This is a genomic window from Pelagibacterium limicola (assembly GCF_015694405.1).
GTDB lineage: Bacteria > Pseudomonadota > Alphaproteobacteria > Rhizobiales > Devosiaceae > Pelagibacterium > Pelagibacterium limicola.
On record NZ_JADQDB010000002.1, the window covers coordinates 537292 to 552954 of the forward strand.

The 15663-nt window shown below is 61.1% G+C and carries 14 protein-coding genes; 4 read left to right on the forward strand and 10 right to left on the reverse strand.

Annotated elements, in window-relative coordinates; genetic code table 11:
* The first annotated feature begins 17 nt into the window (after positions 1 to 17).
* A complete protein-coding gene (locus tag I2G20_RS05750; protein WP_196258707.1) occupies positions 18 to 1961 on the forward strand; it encodes a DUF5054 domain-containing protein in 1944 nt (647 codons plus the stop codon).
* A 694-nt stretch (positions 1962 to 2655) separates the two neighbouring features.
* On the opposite strand, the gene I2G20_RS05755 is transcribed toward I2G20_RS05750, so the two are convergent.
* Genes I2G20_RS05755 through I2G20_RS05765 form a run of 3 tightly spaced genes read right to left on the reverse strand, consistent with a single transcriptional unit; the run spans position 2656 to position 6422 of the window.
* Positions 2656 to 3567, reverse strand: a complete 912-nt coding sequence (locus tag I2G20_RS05755; protein ID WP_196258708.1) for a PAS domain-containing protein — start codon at positions 3565 to 3567, stop codon at positions 2656 to 2658.
* Between the two features lie 56 nt (positions 3568 to 3623).
* On the reverse strand, positions 3624 to 5222 hold the full coding sequence (locus I2G20_RS05760; RefSeq protein ID WP_196258709.1) for a CRTAC1 family protein: 1599 nt from the start codon (positions 5220 to 5222) through the stop codon (positions 3624 to 3626).
* A gap of 3 nt (positions 5223 to 5225) precedes the next feature.
* Positions 5226 to 6422, reverse strand: coding sequence for a vanadium-dependent haloperoxidase (locus I2G20_RS05765; RefSeq protein ID WP_246472857.1), 1197 nt, complete (start codon positions 6420 to 6422; stop codon positions 5226 to 5228).
* A 368-nt stretch (positions 6423 to 6790) separates the two neighbouring features.
* Here I2G20_RS05765 and I2G20_RS05770 point away from each other — a divergent pair, with 368 nt between their 5' ends.
* Positions 6791 to 7567 carry an NAD kinase gene (locus I2G20_RS05770; protein WP_196258711.1) on the forward strand — a complete coding sequence of 259 codons (777 nt, stop codon included), beginning with the start codon at positions 6791 to 6793 and terminating at the stop codon, positions 7565 to 7567.
* Positions 7568 to 7624: 57 nt separating this feature from the next.
* Here I2G20_RS05770 and I2G20_RS05775 read toward each other — a convergent pair whose 3' ends face one another.
* From I2G20_RS05775 to I2G20_RS05785, 3 genes are all read right to left on the reverse strand, one after another.
* Positions 7625 to 8836, reverse strand: a complete 1212-nt coding sequence (locus I2G20_RS05775) for a DUF2336 domain-containing protein (RefSeq protein ID WP_246472907.1) — start codon at positions 8834 to 8836, stop codon at positions 7625 to 7627.
* A gap of 69 nt (positions 8837 to 8905) precedes the next feature.
* Positions 8906 to 9721, reverse strand: a complete 816-nt coding sequence (locus I2G20_RS05780) for a transglycosylase SLT domain-containing protein (protein WP_196258713.1) — start codon at positions 9719 to 9721, stop codon at positions 8906 to 8908.
* Between the two features lie 49 nt (positions 9722 to 9770).
* The gene (locus I2G20_RS05785; protein ID WP_196258714.1) at positions 9771 to 10364 is read right to left on the reverse strand and encodes a nitroreductase family protein; all 594 of its coding nucleotides are present in this window, start codon (positions 10362 to 10364) and stop codon (positions 9771 to 9773) included.
* Positions 10365 to 10490: 126 nt separating this feature from the next.
* Between I2G20_RS05785 and I2G20_RS05790 the strand changes: the two genes are divergently transcribed.
* Positions 10491 to 11501, forward strand: a complete 1011-nt coding sequence (locus I2G20_RS05790) for a hypothetical protein (protein ID WP_196258715.1) — start codon at positions 10491 to 10493, stop codon at positions 11499 to 11501.
* Positions 11502 to 11634: 133 nt separating this feature from the next.
* Here the strand turns inward: I2G20_RS05790 and thrS are convergent, their stop codons facing one another.
* The 4 genes from thrS to I2G20_RS05810 form a co-directional block, all read right to left on the reverse strand.
* Entirely contained in the window at positions 11635 to 13605 is a 1971-nt protein-coding gene (gene thrS, locus I2G20_RS05795; protein ID WP_196258716.1) for a threonine--tRNA ligase, read from the reverse strand.
* A gap of 97 nt (positions 13606 to 13702) precedes the next feature.
* Complete coding sequence (locus I2G20_RS05800) at positions 13703 to 14101, reverse strand: GFA family protein (RefSeq protein ID WP_196258717.1); 399 nt, start codon at positions 14099 to 14101, stop codon at positions 13703 to 13705.
* Entirely contained in the window at positions 14088 to 14408 is a 321-nt protein-coding gene (gene yidD, locus I2G20_RS05805) for a membrane protein insertion efficiency factor YidD (RefSeq protein ID WP_196258821.1), read from the reverse strand. The genes I2G20_RS05800 and yidD overlap by 14 nt, the downstream gene beginning before the upstream one ends.
* Positions 14408 to 14836, reverse strand: a complete 429-nt coding sequence (locus tag I2G20_RS05810) for an iron-sulfur cluster assembly scaffold protein (RefSeq protein ID WP_196258718.1) — start codon at positions 14834 to 14836, stop codon at positions 14408 to 14410. Before I2G20_RS05810 ends, yidD begins: the two co-directional genes overlap by 1 nt.
* A 171-nt stretch (positions 14837 to 15007) precedes the next feature.
* Between I2G20_RS05810 and folE the strand changes: the two genes are divergently transcribed.
* On the forward strand, positions 15008 to 15637 hold the full coding sequence (gene folE, locus I2G20_RS05815) for a GTP cyclohydrolase I FolE (protein ID WP_196258719.1): 630 nt from the start codon (positions 15008 to 15010) through the stop codon (positions 15635 to 15637).
* Positions 15638 to 15663 lie beyond the last annotated feature (26 nt).

The following is a 15663-nucleotide window of genomic DNA, read 5'->3' on the forward strand; positions in this document are numbered from 1 at the left end:
GAACGGACCCGGCCATCATGCCAGCCAGGACAATCCATCTGGTCTTCAAGACGCATCTCGATATCGGCTTTACCGACCACGCCGAAAAGGTGCGCCAGCTCTATCACACAAGGTTCATCCCGCAGGCGATCGACACCGGCCAATATTTTTACGCCGAGGATCCAGAAACCCCAAAATTCATCTGGACCACCGGCGCCTGGCTCATCCACGACCATCTCGCAACTCGGCCCAAAGAAGATGTCGAACGGCTGGAAAGGGCGATCGCCAAAGGCATAATCCGTTGGCACGGCCTGCCTTTCACGACCCATACCGAATTGATGTCCCCGGCTCTCTTCGAGGCAGGATTGTCCTACGCGCAAGAGCTCGACAAGCGTTTCGGCAAGACAACCATTGCCGCCAAGATGACGGATGTGCCCGGCCACACGCTCGGCATCGTGCCGTTGATGGCAAAAGCAGGAATCAAATTCCTGCATCTTGGCGTCAACAGCGCCTGCCCCGTCCCCGGCCTACCCCCGATCTTCCGCTGGCGTGCGCCGGATGGATCGGAAATTGTCGTCATGTACCAGAATTCCTATGGTGCAACCCACTTGCCCGAGGGGCTAGCCGACGGGCTCAGCTTCGCGCATACCAACGACAACATGGGCCCCCAGGCAATTCACCAGACCGTGGAAATTTACCGCGCGCTCGCCCATGCGCACCCCGATGCTAAGATCCGCGCCGCGGCGCTGGACGACTACGGGACCATCCTCTGGGACGAGCGCGAACGCTTTCCGGTGATCGAAACCGAAATCGGCGACAGTTGGATACACGGCGCGGCCGCCGACCCCGTCAAGGCAGCGCGCTTCCGGGCGCTGCAGCAACTCTATGATCAATTTGCCACCGAAGGTCTTTCCGACCAACGCCGTGCTTTTGGGCGCGGACTGACGCTGGTTGCAGAACATACTTGTGGCGTCGACATCAAGACTTTCCTGCGCGACGAAACGGCTTGGGATCGCGACGCTTTCGAGAAGGCGCGGCACAGCGACTATCGGTTCGGCTATTGCAAAGCCTCATGGGCCGAACAGCGGGCCTATCTCGAAAAGGCCGCCACCGCCCTTGCCGCACCCGACCAGGCACGTGTCCATCGGGCGCTCGCTGCGCTCGAGGTCCCGCCCGTGCTGGCCAGCAACCCACCGGCTTCAGGCGAAGCAGAAATCGGCGGCTGGAGGATCATGTTCGACCGGCTAAGCGGGGACATCGTCTCGCTCGAGAGCCCCGGCGGTACTGCACTTACTGGCAGACAGCACGGATTGATGGGCTATCGGCACGAAAGCTACGATGCCCGCGACATGGCCACGCACCTCGACAGCTATCTGGTGGAAAGGCCGGAATGGGCTATTCTCGACCACGACAAGCCCGGCCTCATCGCAGCCTCCAGCGCCCATTCGGCAAGTTGGGCGCCTGCGCTCACAGGGACCGCGCGCAATGGCAACACCCTGATCCTCAATATGGCAATGGCAGACCAGGCGAACGCCGCGCTCGGCGCTCCCCGGCGGATCGAATACCGTTTCACGGCCCACGAAGATGCGCTTGAGATCGCGCTCGTGCTGCGCGGCAAGCCCGCCAATCGAATGCCTGAAGCCGGCTTTTTTTCGCTGACCCCGGAGGCAGCACAAGACTGGCGACTGCTCAAGACCGGTCTTTGGCACAAGGCCGAAGCCGTCGCCCCGCGTGGAGGCGGGCAATTACAGGCCATCTTTGCCGCAAAGGCGTCCCTCCCCGGCAACACGCTCAACGTCGTTCCGCTCGACACCCCCCTTGTCGCACCGGCCGACTGGCCCTTCATGCGCTACAATCCCGCCCCGCCCGACTTCTCTGCCGGCGTCAGGTTCTGTCTCTACAACAACAAATGGGGCACCAACTTCCCCATGTGGTGGGACGGCGATCTCTTCGTGCGCTTCTCATTGCGGTTCAATGCGTAACATTCACTGAGCCCTGAGGGTTTCCACTAAAGACAGGCGTCGATCCGTCCTTTTTTCTTCAGTGATACGTCCGAGTTATCGGCCACAACGGGCGAACCCTGCCAGCGACACCTACGTTACGAATCCCATTGCTGCAGACGTTAGATCGCCGCGCAATTCTGGATTGGACCACAAAACCCACGCGCCAAACGCAATGGCAGCCAGCAGTGCCCATCCAAACAACTTGCGCATTATGGAGAAGACCAGCCACAAGAGCACTATCGCGCCCACGCCAAGTCCAATCAGAGTATAAGTGTCGGTTGGAATTTTCGGGCTCCTCGAAAGGACGGTTTCTGAGCGCCATAGTTGTACAGTCAAAAATGGCCGAGGTGAGACGAACTCAACTCTTGGGTTCAAGCCTTTGAATTGTCGCCAGGTACCATCGATTGCTGGTTAGGGTGCGCCGAATTCCTGCTTGCCGGCTTATCGTGGGACACTGGGCGATCGACAGGCTTTCGGCGGGTCTTCTGTCTCTTTGGGCATCGTCTGACACCTGCAGAGCATCTCCTGCGACAGGCTTAAGCGAACGAGGGCGTTTCGCCATTCGCGGGTCGCAATCGCGTCGTTGGAACCCGCATCGCCACAAAGAACTGAGGGGCAACGGTATCGGCCCCGAACCGGCAGGGGGAAGTCCACGGCCAGGGACAATCATCCGTTACAGACTGGCCAGTATCTTGAGGAACTCTTCTCGCGTGGGGAGTGGAGAGGTCGACTTTTCCTCTGGCAGTTTGTGTTCCGGGTCGACCGTGCCGAGCATGATTATCATCCCGCCGATCTTTTTGTCGGTCGTGTACCATGGGCACATGACGCAGGTCTGGGCGATGGGTTTGCCGGTCCGGTCGGTGAGAAACGCGCGCGGACGGCGCAGGGTATGGCCCTCGAGCACCATGCGGTGTTCCCGGCGAATCTCCTCGCCCAATTCGGGATGCACCTCGTAGTGCGACTTGCCGACCAGATCGCGCGGCGCCTTCATTCCGTGTCCGGCCGCCCAGAAGTCGCTGACCGCGAGATATCTCATCTCATTGTCGAGGATCGCGATTGCGGCGGGGATATTGTGCAGAAGCGCGCGCATGACGAGGCTGTGGCTCGATGACTTGGCGTTGACGGCTGCCCGTTCAGAGATGTCGCGCACCGTGCCTACAATGGCGATGATGTCGCCCTCCCGGTTGAGTTCGGCGTCTGCATGACATTCGATTGTCGAAACCCGCCCTGCCACGCTCACGTGCAGAATATCGCGATAGCCCTGTTTGCGGGCGATGGCTTGTTTCAATTGCTGGGCACTGTCGCGCTTGTCGCCACGCACCACCGCCCCGAAAACCGCACTGAGCGGCACCGGCTCACGCGTCGGCTCCAGCCCGAACATGCGGCATGCGAGGTCCGAGCAATAGAGATCGCCCGAAGGCAATTCGAGACGGAAGGTCCCCAGGCCGACGGTCTTCTCGAGCATCTGCAGGATGGCAGCCGCATTGAACAGATGCTTGCCCCAGCCCGCGTCGATCGGATCGTAGCCCGCGGGCAGTAATGATTTGGCTGTCGCATCAGCGGCGACCGTGACGTCAACCGACATTTGAAAGATCCCGGATGCTATCTGACATAGATAGCGTTCCGTCGGTGAACAGTTTGCTAACGTGTGTCGGCGTCGGCCGCCCAACGGGTGATCCCGGCACCGCGCGTAACGCGATAAAAGCCATTGGCTTCAACGCCATACCATTCGCTCGCCTCGCCTCCCGGCCAAAGGACGCGGATCTCGGCATCCTCGGCATCGCCCAGCCCGAAATGCCACCAGCCCGCGTGCCCGCTGACATGCCCGCCGCCCACGAAGACCTCGCGGCGCATGATCACTTCCCCGCGCCGGACCTCGGTCCACGAACCGATGCCATCCCGATTGCCGCCCTCCTGGTGGAGGGCCACCTGCAGCCAGCCGCCGGGAATGTCGCTTACGTTCTGCCAGAGTTGTGTCTCGGCATGCCGGTTGACCACAAGGATGTCGATTAGGCCGTCCAGGTTGAAATCGGCGAGCATCGCCCCGCGAGCCGTCAGCATACTGGCCACTCCGGCGATATCGCCGGCCTCCATGAAAGTCCCGTCGGGACGTTGGAGCAAGAGGTTGTTGGGATCTTCGAGCGCAAAATCGGGCATCTCCCAGACGTTGCCCTTGGCGATGAACAGATCCATCAGCCCATCGTTGTTGACGTCTTCGAACTGCGGATGCCAGGCCGTGCTGGGGCGGATCTCATCACCCGTATAGGGCCGGTGCGCCGTTACGCCGCGCGGAAACGCTGCCTCGACATAGGTCGGCAACGGTACCTCCCCTTCCCCAACCGGGGCGAGCACCTGAAGCCTGTTGTCGGTCATCGAGGTCAGGAAATACTCGGGATAGCCGTTGAAATCGAGATCTGCACTGGCGATCCCCATTCCCCAGATGCGCAACTGCCGCCAACCTTCGTCAGCGCCAAAGAGCGCAGGCGTTTCGCCCGGCCGGACCTTCCAGAGCTGTTCCTGCCCGCCCTTGTAATACTCGCGGTCATTGGAAACCCGTAGAGAGGGCGTGCCGGAACGGTCCCAATCGGTGAACATCATCGAAAGCGAACAATAGCTTGGCTTGAGCGCTATTGGCGCGGCGAACCCGCCCGCCGCGGGCCTATGCAGCCAGTTATCGGTGCACGATCCCCAGGGGAACATCGGCTCGCTGCGGTCGACATAATTGCCCACCGCCAGCGTCGGCCAGTCGCTGTCCCTTTCCCAGGTTGCCGCAAACGCCGTTGACCATGCATCGCCGCCGTCGAAACCCCACGCCTCATTGGCCCGCTCGAACCGGCATTCTCCCAGGCCGCGCATCAGAACGTTCTCGCCCACGCGCAGCACGACCACGTCCATGATACCGTCGCTATCGATATCGATTGGGTAGGCGCCGGTGACCGCATCGAGTTCGAGCCCGGATTGTTGGGCCTCGAACGCCAGCGCGCCTCCGGGTTCGGATTTGTTACGATAAAAGACCGCCGGCGCGGACCCGCCAGCCAGCAGCATGCCGGGCAATCCGTCTCCGTCGCAGTCAAAGACGGCAGCCCCGCCGCCGACCATATATTCCCACTCGCCCTCGAAAACGTGGGAAATTCCGGCCTTCGCCGTAACCTCTTCATAGCGCGGCACCACCGGGTCCTGCGCCCAAGCAGTCGAGACATACCCTGCCAGTGTCAGTCCAAAGACGATGACCCGCTGCATACCCTACCTCCGCGTTACCAACGCATTGGCATAGGCGCCTATGCATTCACCCTGATCGAGCCCGTTGTCGATTGCCATGCGATAATGGATACCGCCATAGAGCCGTGAGATGGCCGCCTCCTCGGCGGCGTGCCGGAAACTCGTAAAGGAGCGGGGCGCGAGCCCATCCGCTTCATGGGTTGCGTCGATGAAGGCAAAATCTTTTCCGAACAGGCGTTCGAGGACCATCGCCGCCGCACCCGATTGCGTCGAGTGTCCGCTTGGATATTCCGGGAAAGGAGGGGTAATCAGCACCGTTTCCCAAGCCGGATCGAACAGCCGTTTGATGTAGCTTACCGGACGAACGAGGTTGAACTGGTATTTCGCCTCCCAGCAGCCAATGAAGGCGTCCGCAAGCGCGACTCCCAGCCGGGCCAGCGTGTCGACGGTTGTTGGGAGATCGGCATCCTCGCTGGCAAGAACCTGGAGGGCGATGCTGACCCAGTGTCCCGGTGGGGTCGGCGACAGCATGGGGTCGTCTGACCAGAAGCGGGCAATGGTCCTCTGCTCCTCGGTCAGGTTCCTGACGGTATCGTAGACTTCGCGAGCCTGAACATAAAAAGCCACGCCCTCCGTTTCGCTATAGGGCACGTGGTCTGGCACCGGGCACGATGCACCATCGGGCATGGCAAATGGGCGATTGTCGCCCCAACCGGGAAGCAAGGGGGCCTGCTGGAGCCGGATGGCATTGGTGGGCCGCCAGAACTGGCCTCCCTCCGTGGGTGTGTATTCGTACGGAAATCCGAGGTTTTCGATGGTCGCGCCACCATCGTCGAGCGACCATTGAAGGATATGTTCCGCCACGGCCAATCCGTACGCCCGGCTCCGCTCCACTACATCCGCCGAAACGCTCGTCGCGAGGAGCCGCCCGATACCGTCGTCCATAGCCCGCATGGCGCGCTGGCCGGTCGGCCCGGTATTACCGAAGAAATTTTGGATGGTAGAAGCAAGCGCCGCATGCTGGACGACCGCTTCGTCATATTCCGCTCCGGCTTCACGCGGAGGGAATGCCATAAGCTCGTTCAATTGTCCGGCGAGGCTTTGGAGTTCCTCATCTCCCGAGGCCGCAGCCTCGTAAGCTGTAATAGCGAGATACGCAAATGCCCGGCTCGCCACAGGCGGTGTTTGCGTCGGTGTGTGGCGGACGAGTTCCAGTGCCATGCGATGCCAATTTAAGATGACATCCCGCGGTGCAAGTGGGACCTGAGCCGTAGCACCCGACGCAAATCCTACCAGAATCGAAAACAGGATCGCGCGTATCGCCCCCGTTCTCCATACCGAATACAGCCCCGGCATGGCTCCTCCAAATACCCGTGTCGCAGCGGTGGAATCCGCCTTTAAAGCGGTGGGCACCACGGCCCCCCTGTTTTGGCCCGACTATGCAGATCGTCGAAGGGTTCCGCAATGTATTTTTTCGACAGTTGAAATTATGGCCGCTACCGGCGAGGGCCGAATGAGCCCTTTTGCATTCTTCGCGCCGGTGGTAACCATCGATCCGGCATTGTCCATTGCGAGGAAAGGCTGAGGGCTTGGCACTTTATACCGATGGCAAAGTGGCGTTCGTCGCCAGCCCCACGGATGCCGCACAGGAGGCTCGCGAGGCGCTGGTGGCGCGCTATGGCGATGCGGGACTGGATAACGCCTCAATCGTCGTAGCGCTCGGCGGTGACGGGCTCATGCTCGAAACACTGCACAAGGTAATGGATCGGCATGTCCCGGTTTACGGGATGAATTTTGGCTCCGTCGGCTTTCTGATGAACGAATATGGCGTTGAATCGCTCGACGTCCGCCTCCGCGCAGCCATGCCTACAACCATCCATCCACTTACAATGCGGGTACTCGACGCCGAAGGGAACACGCGCGAAGCCCTTGCGCTCAATGAAGTTTCCCTTTTTCGTTCGACCTACCAGGCCGCCAAGGTCGAGATCCGGATCGATGGCGACGTCCGGCTCGAGGAGTTGACCTGCGACGGCGTGATCGTTGCGACTCCCGCGGGTTCGACGGCCTATAACCTCTCGGCCCACGGCCCCATTCTGCCGATCACCGCGCCCCTACTCGCGCTTACCCCGATTTCTCCGTTCCGTCCGCGGCGCTGGCGCGGCGCCATACTCTCGAACCGCGCCTCGATAACCTTTCTCATCCGGGAGGCCCAAAAGCGCCCGGTGAGTGCGGTGGCCGACAATATCGAATTCACCAATGTCCTTGAGGTCAACGTCCACGAAGATCGCCGCCATGCGGTGACGCTGCTCTTCGATCCCGGACACAGCCTCGATGAGCGAATACTGGTGGAACAGTTCCGCTACTAGAGCGTACCCAGGCAAATTGGGTCATGTCCGATACTGTGAACCGGGACCGGGCAACGGCTAGGCCGCCGGCAATGCCAAGGGTGTATCGTGCTGCAGATTCGGCACCATCTGGACATCCGGCGCCTCCGAGGCGAAGGCCGGCATCACGCCGCGCGCGGCCGCTCTCGCCAGTGCGATGTTCTGCTCGTTTAGATAGGCAAACGCCTCGTCGAGGGCGGGAGGAATATCGCCATCGTGCTCTGTGATCAGTTCCTCGATTAGCAGCGAAACGACGAAATGGCGGGCCGCCAGATCGTCGGCGAGGTCGGCATTCCGCGCGTGGAAAACCAGGCGCGCGAGCAAATTGCGTACCGCCGGGGAAAACCCGCAACGCGAAAAGACCGCGTTAAGCGCCGCCCGGGAACCGCTGTCCAGCAGGGTAAAGACCTTTGCGCGAGACGTCTCTGACAGGTGGGTAAGGCAATCGGCGAAAAACAGGACCTGGCCATGCACCAGCGCATGCAGCATAAGCCGCGAATTGATCTGATCCGCCTCGGCCATGGAGGCGACGTAGCGCGCCCTACCCTTTCCTGCCTCGCGCTCGCCGATGGTCGCCGCCGCTGCATCGCCCGCGTCACGCAGCAGCCTTTGCAGCCGGCGTGGCTGGATCGAGCCTTTGACGATGCGCATGCCGCCCAGCGCCTCCCGGACGCGTTCGACCAAGTATAGCCGCGCCAGACCCGGCAAATCCTTGCGCCGGAACAAGGCCCCGCGCACCTTTGCATCCTCGCCCCATTGCTCGGCCAGGGCCATCAGGTCGTCCTCGGGAAATTCGAGGTCGGGCCGCGCGAGGACCCGGATACAGATATCTGCGGAACCAATGCGCAATAAGGCCAGCGCCACGCGCAACGACAGCCTAGACCGCACCGTCATCACCGCGAGCATGTCGGGATCGCCCGAGCGGATGATACCCATGAGATCGGCATCGAGCAGGACCGGCGAATACTGCACGACCGCCCGAGAAATGACCGGCGCATCCTGGGCCAGCGAAAGCATGATCGGGCGCGGCGCGCGGTCGGAATGCAGGAGCCCATAGGCAAGAGCGGCGCGCACCCGCACCGATGCATCGTCGAGGAAATTGACGAGCGCGGCATAAAGCGCCGCCTGCTCATCAGCCGGCCCCCGGTGGTCAAGATAGGCAAGCGCCGCCAGATGGGCCGCCTGCCCGCGCTCCTCGCTATCGGTGGATTGAGAAAGCTCTACATAACGCTGATAGGCGACCATACGCATCCCCGGCACTCAACGGGCTCACCTTATGCGGGAAGGCTTAAGGATTGGTTCACCATAAATCCCGCAACCCTATTCCCCCGAATAGAAGCCGCTGAACAGCGTCCTTGGCTGTGGCGCCTCGACCGGCGCTCCCGGCGCGCCGTCGACCTCGGTTGAGAAGAGGGAGGAGAATGAGACACCGGGCGGGATCAAAGGACGATTGTCGAGTTCCATCCGAGACGGCAGGGGTTGCTGGTTGGCGTATTGCTGGGCCGTGAACCCGGCGTTGGCGGGTCCAGGCTGGGCGTGGTGCCGGGCGACAAGCACCTGATAGACCTCCCGCACCGTGCGGGGACGACCATTGTCGTAAAAGATGGTGCGGTTCGCCTCGGCCGGCCGGGGAAAAAGCTGCGCCGCGATCGCATCGGGTCGTTCGAGCCCCGCCTGGAAAAACCGCTCCGCCCCGCGGGCACCCAGGAAATGTGCGATGTAGAGCTCTCCGGGACTGGGCGTGCGCCCGAACTTCTGCTGTAAATAATCCCCGTTCCGGCGCGTAAAGGCAGCAGCGAGATCGGAAGCGACCTCAGGATCCTTGCGCAAATCGAGAATCTGCTGCCGGATCATCGGGTTACGGACAAAGAATTCGCCGTTGTACTCCTCGATATGATCGGCGAAGTCCTGATAGCCAAGCCGCGGCCCCTCATCCTTCATCACCTCGAACCACGTGCTCTCGATAAACTGGAACAAGCCGGTAGCCGTAGAGGTAGAAGCGCGGGCGTTGGGATTGAGACTGCTCTCGCGGATCGCCGTCTGCACGAGGTAATCGAAATCCACGCCATTGCGCTGCCCAGCCCTGTCGATGGCATAGGCGATAGGCGCGGGAATGTTCGAAATGGGCGACGCCATTGGAATCCGACTCGAGGAAAACCTATGGTTAATAGAATCCTACCAGAGGTTAACCACCCGTTAAGGATGGTGCCCAGAACACCGTTTTCGCCTTGACATCCGGCCGATCGCGCTCTTCGAGCCGGGTTTGCGGCGTGCCGATATGCACAAAACCGACAAACCGCTCTCCCGGCTGCGCACCAAGCATCGCCGCGGCCTCCTCGTCATAGGCAAACCACCGCGTCACCCAATGCGTGCCAAAGCCGAGCGCATTGGCCGCATGACAGAGATTGAAGCAGGCATTGCCGGCCGCCAGGAGTTGCTCGAACTCCGGGATCTTGACGTGCGGCGCGGCCATACTCACCACCCCCACCGTGACGGGCGCCGGCAGAAACTGATTGCGCTCGATCTCAAGCCGGTCATCGGCGGCCTCCGGCTCGCGTGATTTGATGAGATCGGCCAGCATTTCTCCAGCTTGTTTTCGCGCCTCGCCCGAAAAGACGATGAATCGCCAGGGAGCCAGCTTCCCGTGGTCGGGGACGCGGCAGGCGATCGTCAGAATTTCCTCAAGAGCTTCGACGCCCGGGCCCGGCTCAGCCAGGAACGGCGCGGTAACGGTACGGCGCGTGTGGAGATAATCGCGAAGGGCGGCATTGACGGTCATGACGGGTTGAAGCTCCGGAACTTGCTCGATGGGCGCGCTTATGACACAGCTTTTCCCGATTTCGGAATTAGGAATCGCGGCAGGAATGAAAACCCTTGCAGAGCAGCAAGCGGAAACGGCAGGCGAATGCGGTTATTGATAGCACTGAGCATATTGGCCCTTGGGCTTGCCCAACCGGCTGCGGCCCAGAATGGCGCCGAGGAAATGATCGCACCGGTTCCTCCCCCCCGCCCCGCGCATCTTGGCGGCACCGCCAATGACAATGAGTTCGATATCGAAAACCCTTTCGATGAAGATGAATTGCCTGAAGGCGTCATCATCGACGGGGGCACGTTTGACGACGAGTTCGATGCCCGTCCTGATTTTTCGGGCATAACCACGCCCCAGCCGCTGACGCTCTCGGCCCGCATTTCCTCCAATGGGCCCTACATACCCGAGGGACTGGTCTGGCGGATTTTCGACTCCCGCACCGATTCGAGTGGGGAACTGGCGATGGTCGCAAAATCCGAGGACGCCACCGCGACGTTCGGCCTCCCGCCGGGTGAATACATGCTGCATGTAGCTTTCGGCCGCGCGCAGGCGACGGACACCCTCTTCGTCGAACCCGGTCCCAACAACCGCACGATCATCTTCGAAGTCGGTGCATTGAGGCTCGATGCCCTCATCACCGGTGACATCGCCATTCCTCCGGGGATGCTGCGTTTCGACATCTATTCGGACGGCCCCAACGGTCGCATCACCGTGGCAGAAAACATTCCCCCAGGCGAACTCGTCCATCTCAATGCGGGGGTCTATTCGATCGTATCGCGCTTCGGTCCGATCAACGCCGTCATCCGCTCCGAATTACGGGTCGAGCCGGGTCAGGTCACAGAAGCGACGCTGTACCATAAGGCCGCCCAGGTCACTTTAAAGCTCGTCTCCGAAGAAGGTGGCGAGGCCATTGCGGATGTCGAATGGACAATCAAGACAGCTGGAGGCGAGACGGTCTTCACCGATATCGGCGCTTTCCCGGCGACGGTTCTCGCTGAGGGCCAGTACCTTGCGCTCGCCAAGCTCGGACCCACCGTCTACAACCGTGAATTCGAAGTGCGGCCTGGCTCGGCGCGCGAAATCGAAATCCTCACCACGGTATATTAGCGCCTTTACCTGAACGAATTGTACGAATTTCGTTCAATTCGTTCAGGTATATTTTTTGCTGCGCTTCAGCCGTCCAAGCGGCGTCGGGCTCCGAGCCTCGGCACCCAACATACCATGCAATAAATCCCCGGGATTACCCGGCCTTGCGCTGGAGGTCTGGCGGGGTCGCATCTGCAACCAGCGCGGCAATCGCCTCGTCGAGCGCCTTGATCGTCTGGCCTTGCGAGCCCAGTTGCCGGATTGAGAGGGTTTTTTCCTCAGCCTCGCGGCGGCCGGCGACGAAGATAAACGGCACCCGGCCCACAGAATGCTCGCGTACCTTGTAGTTGATCGACTCGTTGCGCGTATCGAGTTCTGCCCGGATGCCATTCGCCTGCAATCGGGCCACGACATCGCGGGCATAGTCGTCGGCATCCGACACGATGGTCGCAACGACCACCTGCACCGGCGCGAGCCAGAGGGGCAGCCGGCCAGCGTAGTGCTCGATCAACAGACCCATGAACCGTTCGAATGTGCCGAATACCGCGCGATGCAGCATGACCGGACGATGGCGAGCGCCATCTTCCCCGACATAGGTCGCATCCAACCGCTCAGGCAGCACATAATCGAGTTGGAACGTCCCGGCCTGCCAAGTGCGCCCGATGGCATCGGTGAGGTGGAACTCGAGTTTGGGGCCGTAGAACGCGCCGTCGCCCGCGGCGATATCGAAGGCAACACCTGCCGCGGTCAACGCATCGGCCAACGCTTTCTCGGCGCGGTCCCAGGTTGCGTCGTCTCCGGCACGCTGCTCGGGACGCGTAGCGAGCTTATATGAGATCTTCGTCATCCCCATATCGCCATAGACACGCGCGAAAAGATCGAGGAACCGCCGTGTTTCGTCGGTCACCTGGTCGTCTCGGCAGAAGATGTGAGCATCGTCCTGCGTCATCTGTCGCACACGCAGAAGGCCGTGCAGCGCGCCGTGTGCTTCATTGCGATGGCAACACCCGAATTCCGCCATACGCAGAGGAAGATCGCGGTACGACTTAATGCCTTGCTTGAAGATCTGGACGTGCGCTGGGCAGTTCATAGGCTTGAGAGCCAGCAGGTTCGCCTCGCCGGAAACGATCGGTCCATCGTCTTCGGTCGACGGAATCTCGTCGGGAACAACGAACATGTTCTCGCGGAACTTGCCCCAGTGGCCCGATTTCTCCCAAAGCTTGTTGTCCAGCAACTGCGGGGTCTTCACTTCCTGATAGCCGTCGGCATCGAGCTGGCGGCGAATATAGGCTTCGAGCTCTCGCCAGATGCGAAACCCTTTAGGATGCCAGAACACCGAGCCAAGCGCCTCTTCCTGGAAATGGAAGAGGTCCATTTCCCGGCCGATCTTGCGATGGTCGCGCTTCTCGGCTTCCTCGATCATCGTCAGATACTGATCGAGTTGCTCCTTGTTTGCCCAGGCCGTGCCGTAGATGCGCGAAAGCACCTCGCGGTTTGAATCCCCACGCCAATAGGCGCCGGCCACTTTGGTCAGCTTGAAGGCCTTACCGACATCCCTGGTCGAGCGCATATGCGGGCCTCGGCAGAGGTCGAACCATTGCCCCTGCTTGTAAATCTTGACCTGCTGGTCCACGGGAATGGCGTCGACGAGTTCAACCTTGAAATTCTCGCCCTTGCTGGCGAAAACCTTCTTTGCCTCGTCACGGCTCCACACTTCCCTGGTAAAGGCCGCACCGCGATCCACGATCTCTTCCATCTTCTTTTCGATGGCGCGCAGATCGTCCTCCGAGAACGGTTCGGAACGGTAGAAATCGTAGTAAAAGCCGTTCTCGATCACCGGACCGATCGTCACCTGCGTACCCGGCCACAGCTCCTGCACGGCCTCGGCGAGAACATGAGCAGCATCGTGACGGATGAGTTCCAGCGCGGCGTCATCGTCGCGCAGTACGAACTCGATCCGTCCGTCCGCTTCGAGTTCGTCCGAGAGGTCGGCCAGTTCGCCGTTCCAGCGCATCGCGACCGTCTTCTTGGCCAGCGATCTGGAGATTCCTTCGACGATGGTGGTCCCGGTGGTGCCGCGAGCGTAGTCACGCACTGCACCGTCGGGGAACGTCACCTTAATCATCGTAGGTCTCCATGAATGCCTATCGTGCGCGGAAATGCGCAAGGCGGCCTGATAGCACGAAACGGGAAGATTTCCAGCCCTGCCTTGGGTCGTGAAACTAGGTGGGGAACTCGTCATACTGCGGCAGGTCGTCAGTTATGTCGTACCAAGGGGCCTTCGAGCCCACGAACATATGGAACGAAGGTCGGGCCGAGGGTGCATCGACGAGGCTGCCCAGCGCGACGTGTGTGTTTCCGTTGTCGATGATCGAATAGAGGAACGAGCCGCAGAACCTGCAGTGAATATCGTGAGTTTCGTTGGGGTCGCCAAAGACCAGAAGCGTGTCCTCGCCGCGCGAAAGGGCGAGTTTCCCGGACGGTATCGATGCCATCGGTTTGAACGCGGACCCCGTCGTGCGACGGCACTTCGAGCAATGACAGTAAAAGGCGGCGCTGAAGGCATCTTCCACCCTGTACTCCACCGCACCACAAAGACACATGCCCCTAAGCGTGTTCATGGGTGTCCCCACGCCACCGCGCGTACCGCCAAGGCATATACCACCGCGCCTGTTCCGGCACCATCTCGGGTACCGGGTCGTATCCGTGCGTACCGCCCGGACGGCAGCGCCAGATGCGGCCTGCGCCCATCCAGCCGCCGGGCCAGAAACCGTGCTGGAGGATCGCATCGCGCGTGAATTCCGAACAGGAGGGCGCATGGCGACAGTTGCGACCCATGAAGGCCGAGAACGTATAGCGATAGAACTGGATCAGGGCATACGACATCCACTTGAAGGGGAAATCCAGGACCGTCCAGAAAGTTCTCATCACGCGCCCGCCCGGTCGAGTGCCTCGGCGACGGCATCGAAGACGAGCAGTGTCGATGCATGGCGTGCCGGAAAGCCTCGGACGGGCTCGAGATACTTGAGATCGTCCCAGCGGCCGTTGGGGGGTGGACCGTCGGACTTCAGCATCGCCGTCATCCGGTCACGCAAGGCGCGCAATTCGTCCGGCGTCGAGCCTACGATATTGCCCGCGACGATCGCCGCGCTCGTCTGCCCCAATGCACAGGCCGAAACATCGGCACCATAGGCGGAAACCTTGCCGTCCTCGATCTTGAGGTCGACCTCGATGGCCGAACCGCAAATGCGGGAAACCTTGCGCGCGGACCCATCGGGATTCCCGAGCCGGGGCATCAGCCTGGCCGAACCGGCAATTTCAAGAATCTTCTGGCTGTAGAGATCGGAAAAGTTCATTGCGCGCGTCCGAGCCAAAGTAGAATAAGACTATCGTTCGACAACACCGGCCGATCTGTTTTCTTGTCGAAAGCCTATCGCAGCCTATATAAGGGGCCTCGCCCCGACCTGCAAAGCAATATGGCCCGGGCGTCATCCGGCGGCTTCGCGCCGTTGCGAGAGGGACGACTGATGGATTTGAACGCCAAGCCCAAGGCTGTTGCCGCCACTGCGCTGGAGCGCGTCCTCAACCGCCCCAGCCGCGAGGAAGCTGAAGCCGCCGTGCGGACGCTGATCGCCTGGGCCGGTGACGATCCGACGCGCGAGGGATTGCTGGACACCCCCCGCCGCGTTGTCGACGCCTATCGCGAGTTCTTCGGGGGCTACGACGAAGACGCCGCCGCCATCCTCCAGACCACCTTTTCCGAGGTGGGAGGGTATGACGACATCGTGCTCGTGCGCGATATCCCCTTCCACTCTCATTGCGAGCATCACATGGTGCCGTTCGTCGGCAAGGCGCATATCGCCTATCTGCCCCATGACGGCGTTGTTGGGCTGTCCAAGCTCGCCCGCGTGACCGACGTGTTCGCCAAGCGCCTGCAGACCCAGGAAAACCTCACTGCCCAGATCATCGAAGCCATCAATGAGGCGATCAACCCGCGCGGTGCGGCCGTGATGCTGGAAGCCGAACATATGTGCATGTCCATGCGGGGCATCAGAAAGCATGGCGCTTCGACCGTCACCCACCGCTTCACCGGCGTCTTTGCGGAAGATCGCCAGGAGCAGGACCGCTTCTTCGCTCTGATCCGTGCCGGACGATAAGCCCAAATCCACTGGCGCGGCCGGAC

Coding starts and splice junctions, on each gene's coding strand:
- I2G20_RS05750 (WP_196258707.1), top strand. CDS start 18: ATGCCAGCCAGGACAATCCATCTGGTCTTCAAGACGCATCTCGATATC.
- I2G20_RS05755 (WP_196258708.1), bottom strand. CDS start 3,567: ATGTCGGTTGACGTCACGGTCGCCGCTGATGCGACAGCCAAATCATTA.
- I2G20_RS05760 (WP_196258709.1), bottom strand. CDS start 5,222: ATGCAGCGGGTCATCGTCTTTGGACTGACACTGGCAGGGTATGTCTCG.
- I2G20_RS05765 (WP_246472857.1), bottom strand. CDS start 6,422: ATGGCACTGGAACTCGTCCGCCACACACCGACGCAAACACCGCCTGTG.
- I2G20_RS05775 (WP_246472907.1), bottom strand. CDS start 8,836: ATGCGTATGGTCGCCTATCAGCGTTATGTAGAGCTTTCTCAATCCACC.
- I2G20_RS05780 (WP_196258713.1), bottom strand. CDS start 9,721: ATGGCGTCGCCCATTTCGAACATTCCCGCGCCTATCGCCTATGCCATC.
- I2G20_RS05785 (WP_196258714.1), bottom strand. CDS start 10,364: ATGACCGTCAATGCCGCCCTTCGCGATTATCTCCACACGCGCCGTACC.
- I2G20_RS05790 (WP_196258715.1), top strand. CDS start 10,491: ATGCGGTTATTGATAGCACTGAGCATATTGGCCCTTGGGCTTGCCCAA.
- thrS (WP_196258716.1), bottom strand. CDS start 13,605: ATGATTAAGGTGACGTTCCCCGACGGTGCAGTGCGTGACTACGCTCGC.
- I2G20_RS05800 (WP_196258717.1), bottom strand. CDS start 14,101: ATGAACACGCTTAGGGGCATGTGTCTTTGTGGTGCGGTGGAGTACAGG.
- yidD (WP_196258821.1), bottom strand. CDS start 14,408: ATGAGAACTTTCTGGACGGTCCTGGATTTCCCCTTCAAGTGGATGTCG.
- I2G20_RS05810 (WP_196258718.1), bottom strand. CDS start 14,836: ATGAACTTTTCCGATCTCTACAGCCAGAAGATTCTTGAAATTGCCGGT.
- folE (WP_196258719.1), top strand. CDS start 15,008: ATGGATTTGAACGCCAAGCCCAAGGCTGTTGCCGCCACTGCGCTGGAG.